Source organism: Methanolobus sp. WCC5 (assembly GCF_045690325.1).
Taxonomy (GTDB): domain Archaea; phylum Halobacteriota; class Methanosarcinia; order Methanosarcinales; family Methanosarcinaceae; genus Methanolobus.
Genome location: NZ_CP146981.1, coordinates 1,069,538 through 1,090,955 on the forward strand (window position 1 = coordinate 1,069,538; position 21,418 = coordinate 1,090,955).

Below are 21,418 nucleotides of genomic sequence, written 5' to 3' on the forward strand. Positions count from 1 at the left end.
GGTGAGGAAAAATGGCAGATAATATTGATAATGACAATGTTCAGGGCAATGACCGGAACACCCCGGAAGATGAACTTCCTTTTGATATCCAGCCAACTGATACCGGTGAAAAGATCGTTCCAATCCTGATCGAGGACGAGATGAAGAAATCCTTCATGGATTATGCCATGAGTGTAATTGTGAGCCGTGCCTTACCGGATGCAAAGGATGGCCTCAAGCCTGTCCACCGAAGGATACTCTATGCCATGAAGGAAGCAGGTATCTCCTATGACAAAGCCTACAAGAAGTCTGCCCGTGTAGTGGGAGACGTTCTTGGTAAGTACCATCCGCATGGTGACACTGCTGTGTACGATTCCCTTGTCAGGATGGTACAGGACTTCTCATTGAGATATCCATTCATAGACGGACAGGGTAACTTCGGTTCAATTGACGGAGATGCTGCTGCTGCAATGCGTTACACAGAAGTGCGTATGGATAAGATCTGCGACGAGATGCTTGCTGACATCGAGAAGGAAACTGTTCCCACACGTCCCAACTATGATGGTTCTCTGCAGGAACCGGTAGTACTTCCGGCAAAGCTCCCAAGTCTGCTAATTAATGGTTCCACAGGTATTGCTGTAGGTATGGCAACCAACATGGCACCCCACAACCTTACCGAGGTCATCAACGCAACGTTGATGATGATCGACAATCCGGAAGTGTCAATTCCTCAGTTAATGACTGCTATCAAAGGACCTGACTTCCCCACGGGCGGTGTAATACTTGGATCCCACGGGATAAAGGAAGCTTATGAAACAGGCCGTGGCAGGGTACAGGTGAGAGCAGTCGCTGAGATAGAAGAAATGAAAAAGGATAAGTTCAGGATAGTTGTTTCAGAACTTCCCTACCAGGTCAATAAGGCAAAGCTGGTAGAGGATATTGCAGGCCTTGTAAGAGAAAAGAAAGTGACCGGAGTTTCGGATCTGCGTGACGAATCCGACCGTGACGGGATAAGGGTTGTGGTTGAACTGAGTCGCGGTACGAATGCAAATGTCGTACTGAACCAGCTCTACAAACACACACAGATGCAGACAACCTTTGGTATAATCAACCTCGCACTTGTGGACGATGTACCCCGGGAACTGAACCTCAAACAGATACTTCGCATCTACCTGGAGCACCGCATCGATGTTATACAGAAGCGTACCCGGTTCCTTTTGAAGAAGGCTGAGGACAGGGCTCACATACTGAAAGGCTTAAAGATCGCTCTTGACCATCTGGACGAAGTAATTTCACTCATACGCTCCTCAGCTAACGTGGATGAAGCAAGGGAAGGTCTCATTTCCAAATTCGGACTGGATGAAATACAGGCAAAGGCAATCCTTGACATGCGCCTGCAGAAACTCACCGGTCTGGAAAGACAGAAGATCGATGATGAATATGAGGAGCTCCTCAGGCAGATTGCAGACTACATGGAGATAATCGCAAGTGATGAAAAGAAATACGGTATCATCAGGGAAGAACTTGCTGATCTGAAAGACCGTTTTGGTGATGAGCGCAGGACAGCCATCAGGTCATCTATTGATGAACTTGAGACCGAGGACCTTATCCCTGAGGAAGATATGGTGGTCACCATCACCAACAGTGGCTACATCAAGAGGCTTCCTGTGGATACATACTCCCAGCAGCACAGAGGCGGAAAAGGGGTCATCGGAATGGATACCAAGGAGGAGGATTTCGTTGTGGACATATTTGTTGCATCAACCCACGATTATATCATGTTCTTCACCAATCAGGGACGTGTTCACTGGCGCAAGGTATATGAGATACCCGAGGGGAGCAGGCAGTCCCGTGGCAAGGCCATTGTGAACCTGCTTGAACTTGGAGAAGGGGAGCTGGTAACTGCAATGATACCTGTAAGCGAGTTCAAGGAAGATGAGTTCCTCTTCATGGCTACAAGTATGGGTACTGTTAAGAAGAGCCAGCTTTCCGATTTCAGCAATCCTCGCAAAAAAGGGATAATCGCTATAAGCCTGGCCGATGAGGATGAGCTTGTGAACGTGGCCCTTACTGATGGATCAAGGGATGTTGTCATGGTCTCGATGCATGGCAAAGCAATAAGGTTCCATGAGAGTGAGGTCCGTGTGATGGGACGCAGTGCCAGAGGTGTCCGTGGTATGAACCTGGAATCCGGTGATATGGTGGTAAGCCTTGATGTGGTAGATGAGACTGCATCACTGCTCACTGTGACAGAGAATGGGTTCGGTAAGAGGACTCAGTTCGATGAGTACAGGGCCATGCACAGAGGAGGCAGGGGTGTCATTACCATAGTCACAAGCCTGCGTAACGGACCGGTGATCAATGTGAAGGCGGTCCACGACGAAGATGATATCATGCTCACAAGTTCTGAGGGTATCATCATCCGTATCCCTGTGAAAGATGTCCGCGTACAGGGCAGGAACACCCAGGGAGTCAGGATAATGAATGTCCGGTCCAGCGATAAGGTTGTTGGTGTTGCAAGGATAAGGACGGATGAAAAGCAGATGTAAATGCTTTAAAGCATTAACTATATGTAGTAGGCTGAGTAGCTAGGCATAAAAAATCGTATGACCAAATTTGTATAACCAGATCTAGTCTGACAAAACTTAGTATAACCAATTCAGGATGATATTATGGAACTTGAAAAATTAAGACACGGTACTGAGCTTATTAAGCGCGGCTTTGCAAAGATGCAGAAAGGCGGTGTAATCATGGATGTGACCACACCGGAGCAGGCAAAGATAGCAGAGGAAGCAGGTGCTGTTGCAGTCATGGCATTACAGGCAGTACCGGCAGATATCAGGAAAGAGGGCGGTGTTGCCAGAATGGCTGACCCGCAGATGGTAGCTGAGATCATTGACACTGTTACAATCCCTGTTATGGCTAAGGCACGTATCGGCCACTTCGTAGAAGGCGAGATCCTGCAGGCCCTTGGTGCTGACATGGTGGACGAGTCAGAAGTGCTCACACCTGCTGACCATAAGTACCACATTGATAAAACCCAGTTCACTGTTCCTTTTGTCTGTGGCGCAAGGAACCTTGGTGAAGCACTTCGCAGAATAAACGAAGGTGCAGCCATGATACGCACAAAGGGTGAGGCAGGAACCGGAGATGTCAGCGAGGCTGTAAAGCATATGAAACAGATCATGGGGGAGATCCGTGCCCTTAAGGGTATGACAAAGGAAGAGATGATAGCCGTTGCCCGCGAAATAGAAGCACCCATAGAGCTTGTGCTGGAAACTGCCCAGATGCAGCGTCTTCCTGTTGTCAACTTTGCAGCAGGCGGTGTTGCAACACCTGCAGATGCAGCCCTTATGATGCGCCTTGGTGCTGACGGTGTTTTTGTCGGATCAGGAATCTTTAAGGCAGAGAACCCTGAGAAGATGGCAAAGGCAATCGTTGAGGCTGTTAACAACTACGACAACCCCGAAGTACTTGCGCAGATCTCAAAGGGGATCGGTTCAGGTATGAAGGGTATCAGCGTAGATACAATTCCACAGGAGCAAGCCTTACAGACACGTGGATGGTAAACCCATCCACAATCTTTTTTGATTTTATTTAATTTACTTCAAACCAACTAAAACGTGATCTTATGAAGCTAGGTGTTATTGCTATTCAGGGAGATGTTTCCGAACACGTCGAAGCTCTTGAAAAGGCACTTGAGCAGCGTGGCGAAAAAGCCGAGATAGTAACCATCAAACACAAAGGAATTGTCCCTGGATGTGATGCACTTGTGCTTCCCGGGGGAGAAAGTACAACTCTTGGAAAACTGCTTATACGTGAGGGCATCGCAGATGAGATAAGGGACATGAACGAAGCCTGCAAGCCAATCATGGGAACCTGTGCAGGCCTTATCCTGCTGGCAACTGAAGGTGACGAGCAGGTAAGAAAAACACATCAGCATCTTCTGGGCCTTATGGATACCAGAGTTAACAGGAATGCATTCGGAAGGCAGCGTGATTCCTTTGAGTTCCAACTTGAACTTCCGTTTCTGGATACACCATACAATGCAGTATTTATCAGGGCACCCGGGATTGTAGAGGCTGGAAAGGATGTTACAATCCTTGCAAGCATCGATGACATGATCGTGGCTGCAGAGCAGGAGAATATTCTGGCACTGGCTTTTCATCCCGAACTTACCGATGACCTGAGGGTTCACCAGTACTTCCTGGATAAATTGTTCTGATCTCTTTTTTTGCCCGTTTGATATCATTGTTCTCTTAGTTTACCCGGGACCTACTGATGAAAAAGTTTAAACTTCATTGGTGTGTAAACTATTTGCTTTCCTAATTTTGATATGCAAAGGTGAAAACAATGGTAAAATTAACCGATGAGATGAAAACAGAATTTGCAAAGATGAAGATATTTCCGCTGGCAACAGCCTCCAAAGACGGTGTACCAAACGTAATCCCCATCGGGATGTGTATGCTTCAGGAAGATGCTGAGACAATATGGATCGTCGACAACTACTTCCTCAAGACTATGGAGAACCTCAGGGAAAATCCAAAATGTGCAATATATGTATGGGGACCGGACATAAACGGTTGTTTCCAGATAAAAGGTGACATCAAGATCATTGACCGTGGAGAGGAATACGAGGAAATGCGCAAGATAGTAAAGGCAAAGAGTGACCGCTTCCCTGCAAGATACCTTGTCAAGATGAAGATAACCGATGTCTTTGAGTGCAAGAGCGGACCTGAAGCGGGAAAGAAGTTACTCTGATAACTTCGGTCTTTTTTATTACTTTTTTTATAAATACCCTATCCTTGTCTCAAATATCTGATAGACAAAATTAAATAAAAAACAGCAAATACCGAATGTATGTTATGCTCTTTCGAGCACAACATCATTCCAAGTAGCAATGTTTGGAGTGTTATGTCTGCATAAACATAACGAGTCATCATATGAATCCCTCATATAAATAGATTGCCATCTCCAGGGCAATACTAACCAGCCAGCCGGAAAACGAAAAACAAGATACATGAGATTCCTAAAAATGAGACCGGAAGTATGTGTTTCACTCTAATTTCTGTCCGCAGTTGCCACAGAACTTCTCGTCTGGTCCTGTGTCACGGCCGCACTTAGGACATTTCCTCTTTCCTGCACCTATGCTGGAACGCTGTATAATACTGTCCTGTATCGTGGTATTGCTTATATTGTACTGGGTCAGGGAATCATCGACAAATAGTTTGATATCCGTCCTTTTTTCGATCTCTTCAAGGATCTTGTGGTAGAAACCTGTTAGTGCTTCTTCCTTTTCGGCCCAGGCTTTGACGATCAGGCGGGATTTGCGTTTACCCACAACCTCAATATATGCTGCATACTTAAGGCCTGCCACACCCTCTGCATAGAACCTTGCAACACCGGTGAACAGTTGCTGTGTTGAGGTTATCTCCGGTGTTATCATGTACATGTTCATATCTTTCAGTATGCGGGTTGCAATATCAAAGAGATTCTCTGCCGGTATCTCCAGATCCTTGCTATCCTCTTCTGCTACCATCATAGAACTTATGTCCAGTCTCCAGGTTGCCTCATCAGTCTCTGTTACCCTGAGGACGGGACAGACAATATCCACCATCTTATTGCTCAGATCCAGCTGAACATGCTTTTTCTGGCTATAATCATAGTAGCGTATATTTCCTGCTATAATGCAATTACCGCATTCACCGGTGGGCCGGATAAAGAACGTTACGGTTTTACTTTCAGCCGGTTGCAGCATGGGTATGATCTTCTTACTTTCCTTGATAAGGAAGACCTCAGGAACAAAAATGTTTATGCTTATATCACCCATTGGCTCTTTTGACGTGTTCTCAACCTTGATCTTATAAAGTATACTGGCGCCTTTGTACTGGACAGCAGACCTGATAACAACAGGATCGTTTATAGGAGATGGTTGCAAAATCGAAGCTTCAAAAACAGATTTGGAAGCATTTTCATCTGCAGCCGGGGTTTTTTCAATAACAGGCACAGATGATGTCATGGATTTTTCATCCATTCCTTTTGGAGTCTTTTTATTTTTTTTCTTCTTTGAGATCTTGCGCAACACAAAAAAAGCAATTAGAACTATTACAACAGTACCGACCATTCCATAGAACTCATCTTCTGCCGAAGTACCAGAATAGTCATAGGAGTCGGTATAGTATCCTGTCTGCTTCTCCCTGACCTCCGGCTCATCAGAGGTCACGGGATAGTCCGGATATATGTATATGTCCGAGATATCAACATAATCGTAGTAATCATCATAGTATATATCATCGATCCTGAACTGAAGCGTAAGAGATCTGTCCTGATAATAAAAATAATCCCCTCTTGCATAATACTGATCCATGAGGACAGTATCATAATAGGAAACAGTGAACCTTACAATTTCGTTGTAGGTATCTATGTCCAATACATTCAGGTGATATCCGTCTCTGACCTCTGCAATCTCACCTTCCATGAGAGTAACCTCATAATCACTGGCAGATGCGGGGCATAAGCTCAGCATGATACTACATGCCAGCAAGATCAGGACGAGGGGTTTAAGAGATCTCCGGGTCAATCCACCACCTTACAATTGTGCTTAATTACCGTTTTTCATTCAATATGATTTATATCTTTACAGATCTTTCCATTAATATATTATCATTGGATCTGACCTGTCCTGACATATCAAACATCTGTGAGTCTTTTGCCACACTGGCTGCAAAAACTTGCCTCCGAAGGGATTGTTGACCCACATCCCGGACATTTTCTAACTGTGTGTGAAGTCCTGCCCACGGCAGCTCCCATCATAGCGGCATCAAGTTCCTGTCTGCGGTAAGAATCTGCACGTTCCCTGTCTTCGACTTCCATCATAAACCTGACACGATCTTCTTTTGCAAGAGCTTCTCCCTGTTTGATCTTTGCCAGGGCTTCGAGCTGCTCCGGTGTCATGCGACCATATTCGCGACCCTCGCTCACAGTCTTTGCAACATCGGCCCCTCCTGATCCAGTTATGTGTTTAAGGTATTCCATGTCACGTCCGTGTTCACGATCCCGCATGTCCTGTTCGACCTCAAGCTCAGCACGCATACCTTTTGCCTTTGCGATTTTTAGTTCCTCTTTGAGGCTTATAGCTTCCCTAGCTTCCCTTATATCAGCTTCATATTGCAGTCTTTCAGCCTCAAGTTCAGAGCTGACATCCTTCAATCTCTGATCACGATGGAAATCTTTTTCAGTTGCCACAGTTGCATGGCCTGCACGCAGACCTGCCACTTCTTCCCGGCCCCTGCGCTCAAGATCACCTTCCACTGACAGGGTCTCAAGTTCTGCAAGCTCTTCCTTTGTCTGCAGATCATTTGTGGCCTGCATTACCTTACCATAAGAACCAAGGTCCCACTGGATTGTGTATTTCAGGATTTCCAGCCCCCACATGGAAAAAGTGGAACGCAGCCGCATCTCAAGCTCATTCTCAAGGTTCAGGCGAAGGTCCCGGTTCCCGTAAATACTTTCAACATCTTCCTGTCTTATCCCGGGTTCAAGTACAAGTGTCAGTACCTCGCTTTCAATGCGCCCGTATATATCCTGCACTGAAAGGTCCCTGATCCCTTTCCTGTCTGGTGTCGCATAGGCATACAACATCTGGAAGAAACGTTTCGGATCCTGTATCCTGAATCTCAGCAGACCGCCACAGGCTATTCTCTGGTCATCACTGGTCCACAGTTCTTCCTGTGTCCATTGCATGTCCTTAGGAGATGTATCCATCAGCGCAACATCCACATCCTTTCCGATATTGCCAGGCTTTAGCAGGCCGCCAATTTGTAATTTACCACTGTCCACTATCTCTTCAACAACACCATTCTTTACCATGGCTGCCTTTTCATTGGGCGAGAGTATCACAGCTTTGCTGAAAAAGCCCCCGACCTCCTTTTTAGGAACCACCCTGGCAATATCATCTGCTTCTCTTTTCCATTTGAATGCCATTATCCTGACACCTTTGTTTTGTCAATCTTAAATTCTATTTATGTATTGGATAAGTATTATATATATTGTTTTCCATTGTATACATAAGAATACAAAAGGAATCAAGTTGGAATAACATGGTAAATTCTTATCCTGTAAGTGCAAGGATCTCAGAAGATAGTAAAGTATATCTGGACAAATTAGTAGAAATGGGAATAGCGATCAACCGATCAGAAGCCATGAAACTTTGTATCAGGTACGCAAAACAGAAAAAGATGGAGGAGGAATTGTAATGGGACTGACAAATCCATTTAAGAAGATATCACCCGAAGAGCTTAAGACAAAACTGGCAATTTCCGAGCAAAGGCTGACGGCACGGGAAAAAGAACTGATGAAAAAACAGATCAAATCCAGGGAAGAAGCAAAAGAAGCGCTTGCAAAAGGAAATGACAGGGAGTTCAGGGTTGCTTCAAGAAGATTTTCTCTTGTGGAGGGGCAGGTGAACACCATCAGCAGCATGGTAGAGATGGCACAATCCATGACAGATGTAATTGAAATGCAGACCGGGCTCAAAGAAGTCGTTGAGATAGGCCAGGACCTGGGAAAGTGGCAGAAACAACTTGGTTTTGACACTTCAAAACTAGAAGGTGCTGTAACTAACATAAGGACCTCCATGGAAAAGGTTAACACAGCAACAAGTATGATGACAGCTTCCATGGATGCGGCAATGGGCGGTGGCACTGAACTTAGTGAGATGCAGGATTCGCTGCGATCAGAACTCCTTGCAGAACTCTCCAGTGAACAGCCTGCAAAGGATGAGCTTTCAAAGAAGATAGAATCAGAAATGGCAAACAGTGAATAAAAGAAACCAGATTTCCCAAGAATTTAATTATTCATTATACTGAGGTGCCCATTTGAACCCAGCAATCACTTTTGCCGCCCAGGCCCGCGGATATGCAAAAGCTGCAAAGGATCTGGAAGACAGAGGAGAGAATGAACGTGCCCGTGAACTATACCTGAAAGCTGCCAAGCTCTATAATGATGCTTCAATGATGACAGATGAAGGCATTGACCGGAATACCCAGCGTGACCTGGCAGAACATCTTTTTGCTAAGGCTCAGTCGCTTAAAAATCCGACTGCACTGTCTTCAGGAAAAAACGCACATGGTAAAAAAGAAGCATCAAACAATGATGAGTCTTCCATTTCAAAGGATGATGTATTTCTCAAAGAGATACCAAATATCGGCTTTTCAGATATTGGCGGCCTTGAACAGGTGAAGGAGGAAATACGCAAAGCCATTATCTATCCTTTTACACATAAAGAACTTTACCAGATGTACGGACAGAAAGCCGGAGAAGGGATCTTGCTCTATGGCCCTCCTGGCTGTGGTAAGACAATGATGGCAAAGGCAGCGGCAAAAGAATGCGAAGCGGATTTCATCAGCGTCAAGACCAGCAGCATTGTAAGTAAATGGGTCGGTGCTTCGGAGAAGAATGTCAAACAGGTCTTTGACATTGCCCGCGGGGGGGAGAGATCCATCATCTTTTTTGACGAAATAGATTCCATAGCTTCAAGACGCAGTGAAAGCGAGGACTATGCAAAAAGAGTGGTCAATGAACTTCTTGCCCAGATGGATGGTGTGGATACTGCGTCTGACAACCTTCTGGTGCTGGCAGCTACCAATGAACCATGGGCTATCGATCCGGCCCTGAGGCGTCCGGGGCGTTTCAGCAAACTTGTATTTGTCCCTGAACCAGACCAGGATGCAAGAAAAGCAATTCTGGGAATACATCTTCGAAAAAGGCCGGTAGACAGTGATGTGGACATAGATGCCCTTGCACGGCTAACAGAATCCTATTCCGGAGCAGACCTTGCAGCTATATGCAGGGAAGCAGCAGACATACCCCTGGGAGAAGCACTGAGGGGAGGGGAGCCAAGAAAAATACGGCTTCGTGATTTTGAAGCTGTTCTAAAGAAACGTAAACCTTCAATTGTTAGCTGGTACATAGAGGCCAGATCAGCAGTTCTGAAGACCGGAGAGGGAGAAGTGTTTGAGGAAATGCTGAAAAAGTGATACAAATGACATTCAAACTGTCACATTTAAATCCCCGGAATAATTTACGCATCGGCATTTATACCGGATTGGTTTTTGGTCTTGCAGAAGGATTCCCCGGTGCTATAAAAGGTGCAATTATCGGTTTGATACTTGCTTTTATTACTGCAATGATAGTTCAAAAAGTACTGAACAGAAGACTTGGGATGGAAAGACAGGAAGATAGCGTAATGTCCTATGCATTCTTCCTGGGAATGATCATCGCAATACCTGGAGCAGTGTTATTTGGTGCGTTCAAACCTGCACCAGTGATTTCACTGTTTGTGTGTACAATTGTAGCTCTTCGATCTGGCTCAAAAATAAAGAAAATCATGCAGGAAATCAATGCTGAAAAAGAAAATGAAATGCTAGAAAAACTTGAACTGGAAGAAGCGGCAAGTGATGCAGTTGAAATAACCGTAGAAGTGCAGCAACCACTTAGAACTGAAACTGAAAACCCGGTAAAAATAACCATCAAAAATCCGTCTGACCTGCCCATAACTGACATTTCAATTATAGCTAAATGCACCCGTCTTATCCACTGTGACGAACCCGAAGTAAGCATAGATATAATACCACCTGGATCATCGAGTTATACTGCTATTTTCATCTACCCGAGAATTTCGGATGAAATTGATATCGGACAATTATTCATTGCATACAACATCAACGGAAACTATTACGATAAAGACCCAATAGATATTGGAATTTATGAGGCAACAAACGGCCAGAATGTGAACAATGGTAGTATTGGGAATGTAGAAACCCATTTACAGATTATCAGGGAAACTGAATTCTACCAGGGGTTTATTCGCCTGAAGATGGCAGTTAATAATAGATCACCTCTGGTTGTTAATGATGTAACACTTGAATTTGACTTTGATGAGCAGCTTTTCAGGATAGACAGGTTTGAACCTGCATATTCGGAAAAAAACAACCGCTTGATCCTCGGGAATATCCCCGGCAATAATTCAAAGTCAGTCATGGTTTATTTTGATCCCATGCTGTGCTCAAAGTCCTCAGAGATAAAATGTAGAATCTTTTATAAGGATGCACATGGTAAGCTCCTTAACACGGAAATGAAGCCAAAAAGAATCGAAGTTACATGCCCCATCATGAAAACGGATTCCGATATTAATATAGGCATTCTCCGGGAACTTGTAGCATCACTTCCTTTCAGGGACAGTAAGGTTTACAGAATTAAGTCCGAGCTTGATATTGCAACCATTATGGCCATATGCCGCGAAATGGTACAACGCCATGATATCAGGCATGTGAGAACATTGAAGACCATGGATGGAAAAAACTATGAGACCTGGTACTATGGAAAGACAAAAGTAAATGACCATGACCTGATACTCAAAATCACTGCTTCTGAAGAGACAGGATGTATAGAGATATTTGGTGCCACAAGGACCGCTGAATCACTTGTAGGCATGCTTGCTGAGTTTGGGCGTGAATTCTGCCGGGAGATGAAAACAAGCCCTGGTGGAAAAAATGATGTCACACCGATCGTCAACGTGACAATCAAAGACTCCATAATTCAGCGTAGCAATCTGTTGAATTCGTGTGACCTTCACGGAAATTGTACAGGAGATGTGGTCATTGAAGATAGTGTGGTGCAGAACACAGACATGGGAGCAAATTTTTGTACCTCGTGTGGTTCTAAAGTAAGTAAGGGGGCAAATTACTGCATAGAATGTGGCACCAGGATTATTTAAGGCCATATTTTCACTAATATATTTATAATTTTAAATACATAAGATACTTGTTCATTCCTGTAAAGGTGGTTCAAATGAAACTGGGACCTCTGGATGATATTATAAAATCACTTTCTTATGCCCTTCATAACGAGGCAGGTGCCAGGGTAGGATTGTTCTTTCAATTCTACGTCTTTTTTTGGATTGTGATGTCGTCATTCTTTGTTGTGACACGTATACTCTCAATTGACGAAAGACCAAATCCCATCTATGTTGCCAGTGCACCATTCTACATCCTGTTTCTTTATGTTCCGCTGTATGCTTTCTGGATATATGAAAAAAAGATCGGCATCGAAAAAAGAAGAGTCAAAGAGATGCAGTTAGTTTCTTCCGTAAATATAGAATACAGGTTTCCAGAGCCAGTGGATATCGGCATGGCTGCTATGCTGTATTTCAGGATCAATAACCCTACTGAAAAACCAATAGACAACATCTGGATACGGGCGGTTTTCCCGGCAACTGTTCGCTGTGACAGGCCTGTCCTGAGTCTTGGTTCCCTTGAACCAATGTCATCTTTATCTTCTTCTTTTTCTTTTATGCCACTCACATCAGGAAATTTGTCAATGGGCTATTGTGACCTTTACTTTGAGATCAACAGGCATAAACACCAGAGACCACCGTTATTTTTCGGGAACATTGATATTATCCATTCATATCTTGGATTGGATGTTCAAATGCCAAAGACACTCCGATTCGGGCACAGCTCTGTGATATCCATCAGAATATGGAACCACTCGAATCAGAATCTGGAAAAACTGCACACTAAATGTAATTTCCAAAAAGGAATACAATATGATACAGCTTTTTCCGATACAAGAACTGTACCCCAGGGTGCCTTATTTGAAGTGACACATCAGATAACCCCAACAACTGCAGGTACAATTGACCTGGGATATTTTGAAATCATATTTGACATTGAAGATAACAAATGTAAAATAGGACCGGTGAATTTCGGTGAATATATGATCCGTGTTCCTGAAATCGATGTTAAGATCAATATCCCGGAAACATTATATAGCACGGTTGGAAATACCATTGGAATATACGTTGAGAACAAATCTGAGGAAGTAATCCATAACATCTGTTTCAATAGCTGTTTTTCTTCATTTATAGAATGCCATAGGCCAAACGTTTGTATCACTGACATCCTCCCATATTCATCCGGATATACTTCACTGATGATAAAACCCGTAAATGCAGGTCAGATCGACCTGGGCAACCTTAATATTTCCTTTGAAGTGAATGATATAACATTACAGAAAGAACCCATAGACATGGGCACACATGGGGTTGTGTAAAAAGAAAGAGGATTGATATGTAGAAATGATAATACATCTGTTATCTGTCACCTGGTAAAAATGGAAGAGGTACAATGGAAACACTTAAAGATCCAAAAGAGCTGGAAGCGGTCAACAGGCAAACCGTAATCGATAATCTTAATGAGGTTTATAATGCTGTTGAAAAGCTGATCCAAAGAGCCTATGCAAAGAAAGAAAGCGAACTTAATTCCCGGCTTCGCAACATAAGGACTGATGTGTCACAGCTCCTATCAGACATCAGGAATAAAAGCATAGATGGTTTTTCCGGAAAGAAAGGAACACTTGATGATTTCTATAGAACGGGAGAAGAATTGTTGAAGGATTCATACAAAATGAGAGATACATTCTCTTCTTTAACAGGTTCAATGGAGAAGATAGATATCTTTTTACTGGAGGACCTAATCGATAATTTTAAAAAGGAATATAATAACCGCATCATAGTAGACCAGAATATTCTCAAAGAGTTCAGGTTAAAACAAATGGAAGCAGCGAGTGCGCAACGCGTTATGGCAGGTGGCAACGATCTTGCGGTAAAAAAACAAACTCCGATACCTGACCCCAAACCCTGGAATGAAAGGGATAAAATCACAAGCTCTTTTGTAATCTCAAAAGAAAGCCCCGGGTCTTCTACACCAGCTTTCTGGACAATGCCAAAGAACAGCAAAGAAGCAGATGTAAAGGAAGATATTGAGACAAATGTGCTTTCAAAGATCTACAATTACATGAACGTACTGGAGAACAAATATTCAACATACCAGCCGGAAGTATCATTTGCCGGTGAATATATAGGGAACCGAAAATGGAAAAAGAAAGTATCTGACAAATTCATTTCAGGCAGTGTTGTGGACAGCTTTTTGAAACCCATTCTGACCTTTGAAACCTGTTGGCGTCCATTTGATGAACTGAGAACTGTCATGCAATTCGTTCAGAATGAAGCAAGCACAGTTCCGGAAGGAAAATACAAGAGCATATGCCTGCTGAATTTTAACTGGGATGAGGATATCGTGGAATGGGCAGAAAACTATGTTCATCCGCGCCTGATATTATATCTTTATGACCTTAAATCAGACAGTATATGGTTCAATGAAAAAATTGAACTTGCCGGAAAGCTGAAGGTATGGCACAATACGGATACTTATGTAACTCTTCAAAGTGAGCTTGAGGCGCTGACAGAACAGGATGAAGGCTTTAATGCAGCTGATGTGATGAAAGTTACAGGATTGAACATTGAAGGTGCCAACAATTATATTTCAGAAATGCTTAAAAGTAAAACTATTATAGATCTGGGATTTGGTACTTCCCGATATAAAGGAATGAAAAAGTAGGAAAGGGAACCAGAGAGTGAGAAACTCACTCTTCTGCTGCTTCCTCAGCCGGCTCTTCATCGCCGCCAAGGATCTTTTCTATAGTCTTGTCACCGTATTCTGCAACAACCGTGTTTATCTGCACGATGTCAGGAGCAATCTCCTTTCCACGCATCATTTTTCTGCGGCGTACTCCATTTGAGACCGGGGAATAACCGGTCCCTCCGGCAACGAGCAATTTCTGCCTTCTTGGTCCTGGGATGTCTGACCTCATGACCATTCCACTCTTGTCGCTTCCTCCCGTTATTTTCAGTGTATAACCAGGCAAGCCTACTGTTGCACCGTCAACGGTCTGTCCTATTGATTTTCCTATAAATTTGTTGGCTTCAGCGCCTGTGACATTGAACTGATATGACTTTGTCTTAGGATCTGCAACCACTACCTTGAAATCTGCCATATTTTTTCCTCCTTAATAGTTTATTGTTCCTGTTTGTTATGATCTGTCTAATGAATATGCAAACCTTATTTTGCCCAGAAGGGGTTGTCCCTTCGTTTTATTGCAAGGAATGCATCCAGAGTTTCTAATTCATCTGCCGTCATTGAGTCGTAAATTTCATGTTCCATTTTCTTTGCGTGCCTTTCAGGGACATTTACAAATAGAGTATCCTCTTCCTTGATCTGTCTTCCGACAGTAGGTCCTTCGATGGCCATTGCAACTTCCATTCCAATGCGCGCCTCTGAGATATTCTCTCCCCTTGACTGAAGACCCTTGATCTTGCCTACAACCTCACCATCGGTGTTCACGACATCTACATTTGTCCTGACCATACCACCAATTATCTTCACACCTACAACAGCAGGCTTGCTCTGACGGAAAGTGCAGTCAGGCATGATCTGGAACCTTCCCGGTTTGATGATGGTATCGGATATCTCTTTCTCTGCAAGCTCTTTCTGCTTTTTGACCCAGTCCTTGTAATCATCTATCAGACGATATATCACATCGTTCATGAACAATTTCACATCTGTGGACTGAATCTTTTCCTTAGCATCAGGAAGCAGTTTTACATTGAATCCCACAACGACCGAGTAGAAAGGATCCTCAATGGCTGAAACTTCCACGATGTCCCTGTGACTGATATCACCGACATCGGCTTTTCTTATAGGGATCTCTTCCTTCTTGAGTTCGTTAACAAGAGCCTCCAGGGAACCTATCGTATCGGCCTTTATGTAAATACCGACGGAATCCGTATCAATCTGGACCTCTTCTATCTCACTCTTTATCTGTTCAGTAATCGTATCAATTGTTTCCGGGCTAACAACCCTTACAGGTGAGCCTGCCAGTGCACCTTCGAGATTAGGAGCTGATATCTTCACACCTACAGCGGCTGTGACCTCGTCGACTTTCTGGAACCTTTCTTCGGACTTGATCTCTGAGAGGGGACGTGGTTTCAACAATGCTCTGACCTTGGTCTGAATGGGATTACCAAGACACCCCACAACTATAGTATCACCTTTTCTTATGGTTCCGTCATACAATATAGTGTCTATCGTAGTTCCAAGGCCTTTCTCCTCTTTTACCTCAAGCACAGTTCCAATACCGGGACCTGTTGCATCATAATGCAGGCTGCCCTCAAGGAATCTCTGGGCAAGCCCCAGAAGTATCATGAGCACATCAGGAATACCTTCACCTGTTACTGCACTAATTGGGATTATACCTATATTTCGCTGGAAATCGCTTACCCGGTCATATCTCTCAGAATTAAAGCCTATATTATAAAGTTCACCGACTACCTGATACAGTTTGTTATCAAGGTCTGCCTTTACACGCTCACTCTGTTTTTTGTAAGTGGCCAGGAAAGGGACGTTCTTGTCAGGTGTCCAGCCATGTATCCTGTCTATCTTGTTTGCAACAACTACAAAAGGAGTCTTGAATCTCTTGAGAATATGAAGACTTTCAATGGTCTGGGGCATAAACCCTTCATTCACGTCAACAATAACAATAGCAAGGTCCGCAAGTGCACCTCCTCTGCTTCTCAGGGAAGTGAATGCATGGTGACCGGGGGTGTCTATGAACAGAAGTCCGGGGACTATGAACTTATCCTTAAGCGAAGGATCCCCACATTTGTTCACTATATTCTCAATAGGAACCTCAGTTGCACCTATGTGCTGAGTAATGGCTCCTGCCTCTCCTTCGGCAACGGCGCTTCCCCTTATCCTATCAAGCAGGGTCGTCTTTCCGTGATCGACATGTCCCATTACAGAAACAATTGGTGTACGTAGATTTTCTTTTACAGCCATGTACAAACCCCTTCAAAGATCATTCAGATAGCCGGAAATGATTTTCGGTAAAGGATATTTCAGGATGCCTGCTTAATATAAGTTTGCAAACATCCCAACTGCTTCTACTTACTCGTAGAGGCAGACCTCATCTATCTTAGAATAATTAACTATCTCCTGATCCCCGAAGTGGATAGATATCTCACGCTGTGCGGATTCCTGTGAATCAGATGCATGCACCACATTCCTGCCTGTCTCGATTGCAAGATCTCCCCTTATAGTACCGGGAAGTGCATCCACGGGGTTTGTGGCACCGTTCACTGCGCGCATGATAGCAATGGCATTCTTTCCTTCCACTACCATGGAAACAGAGGGTCCGGAAGTCACATACTCTATAAGTGAAGCAAAGAAAGGCCTTGCTTCATGTTCCTTATAGTGTTCCTTCGCATTCTCTTCACTCATGACACATAATTTCATGGCCGCGATCTTAAGGCCACGCCTCTCGATCCTTGAGATGATCTCTCCCATCAGTCCACGCTGTACAGCGTCAGGTTTGATCATTATGTATGTCTGTTCCATTTAGAGCACCCGATCATGCTTTCTTCAGGTATATCCTTCCCTGTTCGGTCCAGATGGTACGTCTTGGCAACCTTCCAAGATCAAAGTTGCTTTCGCATTTGGATGAGCAGAAATAATAAGTTGACCCATCCTTCTTTACAAAGAGCTTACCTGTTCCCGGCTCAAGAAGTTCACCACAAAAAGAACATTTCCTTTGTTCCATTTTAGTCACCTCACCTGGTAGTCAGTTTCTTGGCCTCTCTGGAAGTCTCGATCAACATCAGGATGTCACCGATCCTTACAGGACCAACACAATTACGGGTGATTATACGGCCCTTGTCACGTCCTTCCAGCACACGGCACTGGATCTGGCTGGCTTCACCATGCATACCGGTGTTACCGATAATATCGATGACTTCAGCCGCATAGCCTGTATCTTCATCTGCCATAGCGATACCTCACGTATCAGTATTATTTAAGTGCACTGACTTTCTGTGCAATGTCTTCAACAAGCTCGCCACCCTTACCGGCATCGATAATCGCGACAGCGGAGCAAGCAACACCTATTCCACAGGCTGCACCGAGCTCTTTCTGCTCTTTCACATAGATGTATGCAGTGTTCTTCTCTTCACAGAGTGGTGCAATGTGTGCAATTACTTCTGCAGGATCGACATCCTCTGCAATTACCGCAAGTTTTGTGATGCCTCTCTCAATAGCTTTTGTCACTTCGTTTATCCCTTTCTTTACTTTGCCTGTGTCTCTTGCAAGTTCTACACTCTCAAGTGCCTTGTTCACGAGTTCTTCCGGAACATCAAATTTAGCTGCCATATTATAATCTCCTTCGAAACCATGATGTGTGCTCATGGTTTTTCATTATTCATTGTACGCCGGAAAGCCGGCTAATTTGGCCAATTACGATTGTAATGATATTACCAATAATTAACTGACACAAAGATATATGCCAAACAATGGCTGCGAATTACTGCATGCTCCTGTATGGTTCACTGCAGAATGCGCGACTGGAGTCAGTAAATAACCTGTTAAGGTATAAACCTTGTGGCAGGTGAAAAGAAGAAAAAAGGTGAGACGGGTTATGCGCCTTACCTGAATTGTTCCATTGCAAGATTGAAGAAATTAGATGCCTCGGTAGTAATAACTACTTTCATGATCCTTCCTTCATCCTCAACCGTTACGTTGTAGAGCAGATCCCTTTCACTACTTGTAGCCTCAAGATCAGATATTGCAGCAACAGTGGTATCTGCAGGATCAACGAATATCTCGGTCCGCGAATAATTACCGTCACCCATATTTCTGAATTCCAGATAGTGCAGTTCTGCAACTTCATCAGAAGAGCTTACCCATTGATATTCGGCACCAGGTACCACATAAACCATTATTTCGTTGAAATCTGTCGATGCCTGGCCGGTTCCTGAATTTACATCTATGACCTTTTCAAGGGTGTTCCTGTCACCTAACAGGGTAGGGGTCCCTATTATATTATATATATTGGTTCCCCTCTGCAACAGAGAATAACCATTATACATATCTGCGACTGCATAATCAAAGTTAACGACCTCAGGTGTCAGTATATGTGCCTCGAATCCGAAATTTGATGAAACATCATATGCAGAGAACCTTTTTACCATCAACGTATTGTAATAAGCATAAAGATCCGTTATATTGTAATCCTGAAGTGGTGTCCCGTAGGTTCTGGAATAATCCACATATATGGCATTAGATACTCCTTGCGGACTGAACGCAAGACCGTCTGAAAGCGAATTCATCTCAGCGCTAAAGTGTGTTCCGCTTATGACCTCAAAACCCGGTGCATCCTCAGGATCTGTAACATCTCCGTCTTTGCTGGAACTGTTCCCACTGCCGCCGAAAAAAAGTGCCATGACCGATGTCACCATGATTAGCGCCAGAAAAATCCCTATTATCCTAACATATTTCTGTTCCATTCATTCATTCTCCTCAATCATAAGTGTGAAAAAAGTAATATAAGAAAGCAATATCAGATTGCATTCTCTCCTATCTTTGCTATAGTAGCATCGATATCGGCTTTTAATTCATCAGGTATGCCCTGGATACCAACATCCAAAAATCCCCGAACTATCATACCTACAGCATCCTCTTCCGTAAGACCTCTTGCCATGAGATACTCGATCTGCTCACGTGCTATCCGTCCCACAGCAGCCTCATGTGACAGTTCTATATCTTCAACATTTGCCTCAAGTATCGGGATAGCCCGCTGCATTCCACCTTTACCAAGCACCAGCCCGTGACATTCCAGATGACCTTTTGCCTTATCAGCATTTCCTATCATCTCACCCCTGGCAATAACCTTACCTCCCGTGGTAATGGTCCTTGAGATGAGCTCAGCCTTTGTATCTTCTGCATCGAATATGACCCTGCTTCCAAGATCAAGCTCAGAACCAGGATGTGCCACACCAATTGAATTCAACCTCGCAAAAGCTCCCTTTCCTTCAAGGATGACCGTTGGATAGGTCTGTATTGATTTAACAGGTTTCAGGGTAACGTAATTACTGATATATGTCCCGCCTTCTTCCACATGGACAACCGTCCTTGGCCTGACACCTATCTGCTGAGCCCAATTGTGTATCATTGTGAAGTTCAGGGTTGCACCTTTCTTTACATACATCTCTGATATTCCAAGATGAAGACCCTTTTCAACCCCATGCCTTGTAGAGCAGCCGGTAATCACGTCAAGCTGTGCCCCTTCTTCAACGATCACAATATTATGAACTGTCTGGGAAACCTGCTTTGAACCCAGGAGCAAACATGTCTGGACAGGCATCTTTGACTTCTTCCCCTGAGGTGCCCTGATGAAATAACCATCTGCCTCCTGAAGATAGCTCATTGCAGTATACTTGTCCGCATCCGGCTTGACCAGCTTCCAGACATAATCCTTGACCCATTCATGGGTCTTCATTGCATCTTTCAGGGACATCAGTTCCACGACATCCTTATCACGCAGTGAAGTGTGGGAAATGGCATTATCAAGCATGATGAGACTGCCGGCCCTGTTCTCTTCGGATGGTGTGAAACCCACATTAAGAAGAGTCCTCTGGTCCTCTTCACTGAGCTCAGAGAGAACTTCGGCCTGTTCGACATCCGTTGGTGCGATACCATATTCATCAAGATCAAAGTCTTCCCCGTAAGGAGCATTCTTGTGAAGGGCATCCTCTACCTTTTTTCTCATATCTTCATCAGTTTGCATTTGATACACTCCTCATATCCCTGTTCTTTGATCTCTGTGAGCATCTCGCGGGGGTTTCCGGAACACATGACCGTTCCGTTGCACAGGATATATCCCCTGTCAGCTTCGACATAGTCAAGGACCTGACCTGTATGTGTGATAACAAGTGCGGATTTTCCATGCTTGCACCTGTCTCCGGCACATTTACAGTCTTTTTGCAACAGTTCATTGATGGTACGGCCAAGCTGTTCAATGCTCACGAGGTCTACACCGGATTCCGGTTCATCCAGGAGGAGAAAATCCGGATTCTGTGCAGAAAGCTGAAGAAGCTCCGACCTCTTTATCTCACCACCTGAAAAACCAACATTGATATCCCTGTCAAAGAACCTGACCATGTCCAGTGTCTCAGCAAGGCTTTCAGTATCCTTGGAGTCCCTGGAAATAACCTTCAGAAGGTCATAAAGCTTGACACCACTCATATTTGGTGGCCTCTGGGTCATAATACCCATCCCCATCTGCGCCCTTTCATAGACCGACATATGAGTGATATCTTCACCTTTGAATATTATTTCTCCCTCTACTACATTATACCCGCTAAATCCCATCAACGTCATTAGAAGTGCGGATTTACCTGCTCCGTTTGGTCCGAAAAGAACGTTAGTATAACCGGCCTCAACATTAAGGTCAACGCCTTTTAATATCCTTCGGCCGCCGATTTCAACTGTCAGATTATTGATCTCCAGCATAATATGGCCTCTTTTTATGATAATTAAACTCCATGAAATGTAAAATTCATGAAAATCCTGCTTTATTATACGGTTTATCGGTTAAAAACCTATTGAATTTTAATGAGAACAGAATTCCAATTCGAGTCCTTGCTAAAGATATAAAATGTATAGTGTATGGAAACAATATACATAATGACCACATGAACATAAACTGAGAT

At 43.9% G+C, this 21,418-nt stretch carries 21 protein-coding genes; 10 read left to right on the top strand and 11 right to left on the bottom strand.

The window, feature by feature from the left end; all coding sequences use genetic code 11:
• Positions 1-11 precede the first annotated feature (11 nt).
• The 4 genes from gyrA to V7O64_RS05110 all read left to right on the top strand — a co-directional run bounded on the left by gyrA (position 12) and on the right by V7O64_RS05110 (position 4,740).
• Positions 12-2,528, top strand: a complete 2,517-nt coding sequence (gene gyrA, locus V7O64_RS05095; protein WP_407356942.1) for a DNA gyrase subunit A — start codon at positions 12-14, stop codon at positions 2,526-2,528.
• Between the two features lie 123 nt (positions 2,529-2,651).
• Complete coding sequence (gene pdxS, locus V7O64_RS05100; RefSeq protein WP_407356943.1) at positions 2,652-3,548, top strand: pyridoxal 5'-phosphate synthase lyase subunit PdxS; 897 nt, start codon at positions 2,652-2,654, stop codon at positions 3,546-3,548.
• Positions 3,549-3,610: 62 nt separating this feature from the next.
• Positions 3,611-4,204, top strand: coding sequence for a pyridoxal 5'-phosphate synthase glutaminase subunit PdxT (gene pdxT, locus V7O64_RS05105; RefSeq protein WP_407356944.1), 594 nt, complete (start codon positions 3,611-3,613; stop codon positions 4,202-4,204).
• 128 nt (positions 4,205-4,332) lie between these two features.
• Positions 4,333-4,740: a pyridoxamine 5'-phosphate oxidase family protein gene (locus V7O64_RS05110; protein WP_407356945.1), complete on the top strand. Its 408-nt coding sequence runs from the start codon at positions 4,333-4,335 to the stop codon at positions 4,738-4,740.
• Positions 4,741-5,035: 295 nt separating this feature from the next.
• Here the strand turns inward: V7O64_RS05110 and V7O64_RS05115 are convergent, their stop codons facing one another.
• Together V7O64_RS05115 and V7O64_RS05120 are read right to left on the bottom strand one after the other, a co-directional pair.
• Complete coding sequence (locus V7O64_RS05115; protein WP_407356946.1) at positions 5,036-6,559, bottom strand: hypothetical protein; 1,524 nt, start codon at positions 6,557-6,559, stop codon at positions 5,036-5,038.
• Between the two features lie 110 nt (positions 6,560-6,669).
• Entirely contained in the window at positions 6,670-7,962 is a 1,293-nt protein-coding gene (locus V7O64_RS05120) for an SPFH domain-containing protein (protein ID WP_407356947.1), read from the bottom strand.
• A gap of 116 nt (positions 7,963-8,078) precedes the next feature.
• Here V7O64_RS05120 and V7O64_RS05125 point away from each other — a divergent pair, with 116 nt between their 5' ends.
• From V7O64_RS05125 to V7O64_RS05150, 6 genes are all read left to right on the top strand, one after another.
• Positions 8,079-8,234: a hypothetical protein gene (locus V7O64_RS05125; protein ID WP_407356948.1), complete on the top strand. Its 156-nt coding sequence runs from the start codon at positions 8,079-8,081 to the stop codon at positions 8,232-8,234.
• Positions 8,234-8,803 (top strand): hypothetical protein, encoded by a 570-nt coding sequence (locus V7O64_RS05130; RefSeq protein ID WP_407356949.1) that lies wholly within the window; start codon positions 8,234-8,236, stop codon positions 8,801-8,803. Before V7O64_RS05125 ends, V7O64_RS05130 begins: the two co-directional genes overlap by 1 nt.
• Before the next feature lie 52 nt (positions 8,804-8,855).
• A complete protein-coding gene (locus V7O64_RS05135) occupies positions 8,856-10,016 on the top strand; it encodes an AAA family ATPase (RefSeq protein ID WP_407356950.1) in 1,161 nt (386 codons plus the stop codon).
• A 5-nt stretch (positions 10,017-10,021) separates the two neighbouring features.
• On the top strand, positions 10,022-11,755 hold the full coding sequence (locus V7O64_RS05140; protein ID WP_407356951.1) for a zinc-ribbon domain-containing protein: 1,734 nt from the start codon (positions 10,022-10,024) through the stop codon (positions 11,753-11,755).
• Positions 11,756-11,829: 74 nt separating this feature from the next.
• Entirely contained in the window at positions 11,830-13,092 is a 1,263-nt protein-coding gene (locus tag V7O64_RS05145) for a hypothetical protein (RefSeq protein ID WP_407356952.1), read from the top strand.
• Positions 13,093-13,166: 74 nt separating this feature from the next.
• On the top strand, positions 13,167-14,438 hold the full coding sequence (locus tag V7O64_RS05150) for a hypothetical protein (protein ID WP_407356953.1): 1,272 nt from the start codon (positions 13,167-13,169) through the stop codon (positions 14,436-14,438).
• Between the two features lie 25 nt (positions 14,439-14,463).
• On the opposite strand, the gene V7O64_RS05155 is transcribed toward V7O64_RS05150, so the two are convergent.
• From V7O64_RS05155 to V7O64_RS05195, 9 genes are all read right to left on the bottom strand, one after another.
• Positions 14,464-14,874 (bottom strand): 30S ribosomal protein S6e, encoded by a 411-nt coding sequence (locus tag V7O64_RS05155; protein WP_407356954.1) that lies wholly within the window; start codon positions 14,872-14,874, stop codon positions 14,464-14,466.
• 65 nt (positions 14,875-14,939) lie between these two features.
• Complete coding sequence (gene infB / locus V7O64_RS05160; protein WP_407356955.1) at positions 14,940-16,715, bottom strand: translation initiation factor IF-2; 1,776 nt, start codon at positions 16,713-16,715, stop codon at positions 14,940-14,942.
• 108 nt (positions 16,716-16,823) lie between these two features.
• Positions 16,824-17,273: a nucleoside-diphosphate kinase gene (ndk, locus tag V7O64_RS05165; RefSeq protein ID WP_407356956.1), complete on the bottom strand. Its 450-nt coding sequence runs from the start codon at positions 17,271-17,273 to the stop codon at positions 16,824-16,826.
• 13 nt (positions 17,274-17,286) lie between these two features.
• A complete protein-coding gene (locus tag V7O64_RS05170) occupies positions 17,287-17,475 on the bottom strand; it encodes a 50S ribosomal protein L24e (protein ID WP_407356957.1) in 189 nt (62 codons plus the stop codon).
• A 10-nt stretch (positions 17,476-17,485) separates the two neighbouring features.
• Positions 17,486-17,701, bottom strand: a complete 216-nt coding sequence (locus V7O64_RS05175) for a 30S ribosomal protein S28e (RefSeq protein WP_407356958.1) — start codon at positions 17,699-17,701, stop codon at positions 17,486-17,488.
• Positions 17,702-17,723: 22 nt separating this feature from the next.
• Entirely contained in the window at positions 17,724-18,080 is a 357-nt protein-coding gene (gene rpl7ae / locus V7O64_RS05180) for a 50S ribosomal protein L7Ae (protein WP_407356959.1), read from the bottom strand.
• Positions 18,081-18,352: 272 nt separating this feature from the next.
• On the bottom strand, positions 18,353-19,213 hold the full coding sequence (locus tag V7O64_RS05185; protein ID WP_407356960.1) for a hypothetical protein: 861 nt from the start codon (positions 19,211-19,213) through the stop codon (positions 18,353-18,355).
• Between the two features lie 53 nt (positions 19,214-19,266).
• Positions 19,267-20,493, bottom strand: a complete 1,227-nt coding sequence (locus tag V7O64_RS05190) for a SufB/SufD family protein (RefSeq protein ID WP_407356961.1) — start codon at positions 20,491-20,493, stop codon at positions 19,267-19,269.
• On the bottom strand, positions 20,472-21,218 hold the full coding sequence (locus tag V7O64_RS05195; RefSeq protein ID WP_407356962.1) for an ABC transporter ATP-binding protein: 747 nt from the start codon (positions 21,216-21,218) through the stop codon (positions 20,472-20,474). The genes V7O64_RS05190 and V7O64_RS05195 overlap by 22 nt, the downstream gene beginning before the upstream one ends.
• Positions 21,219-21,418: the final 200 nt, after the last annotated feature.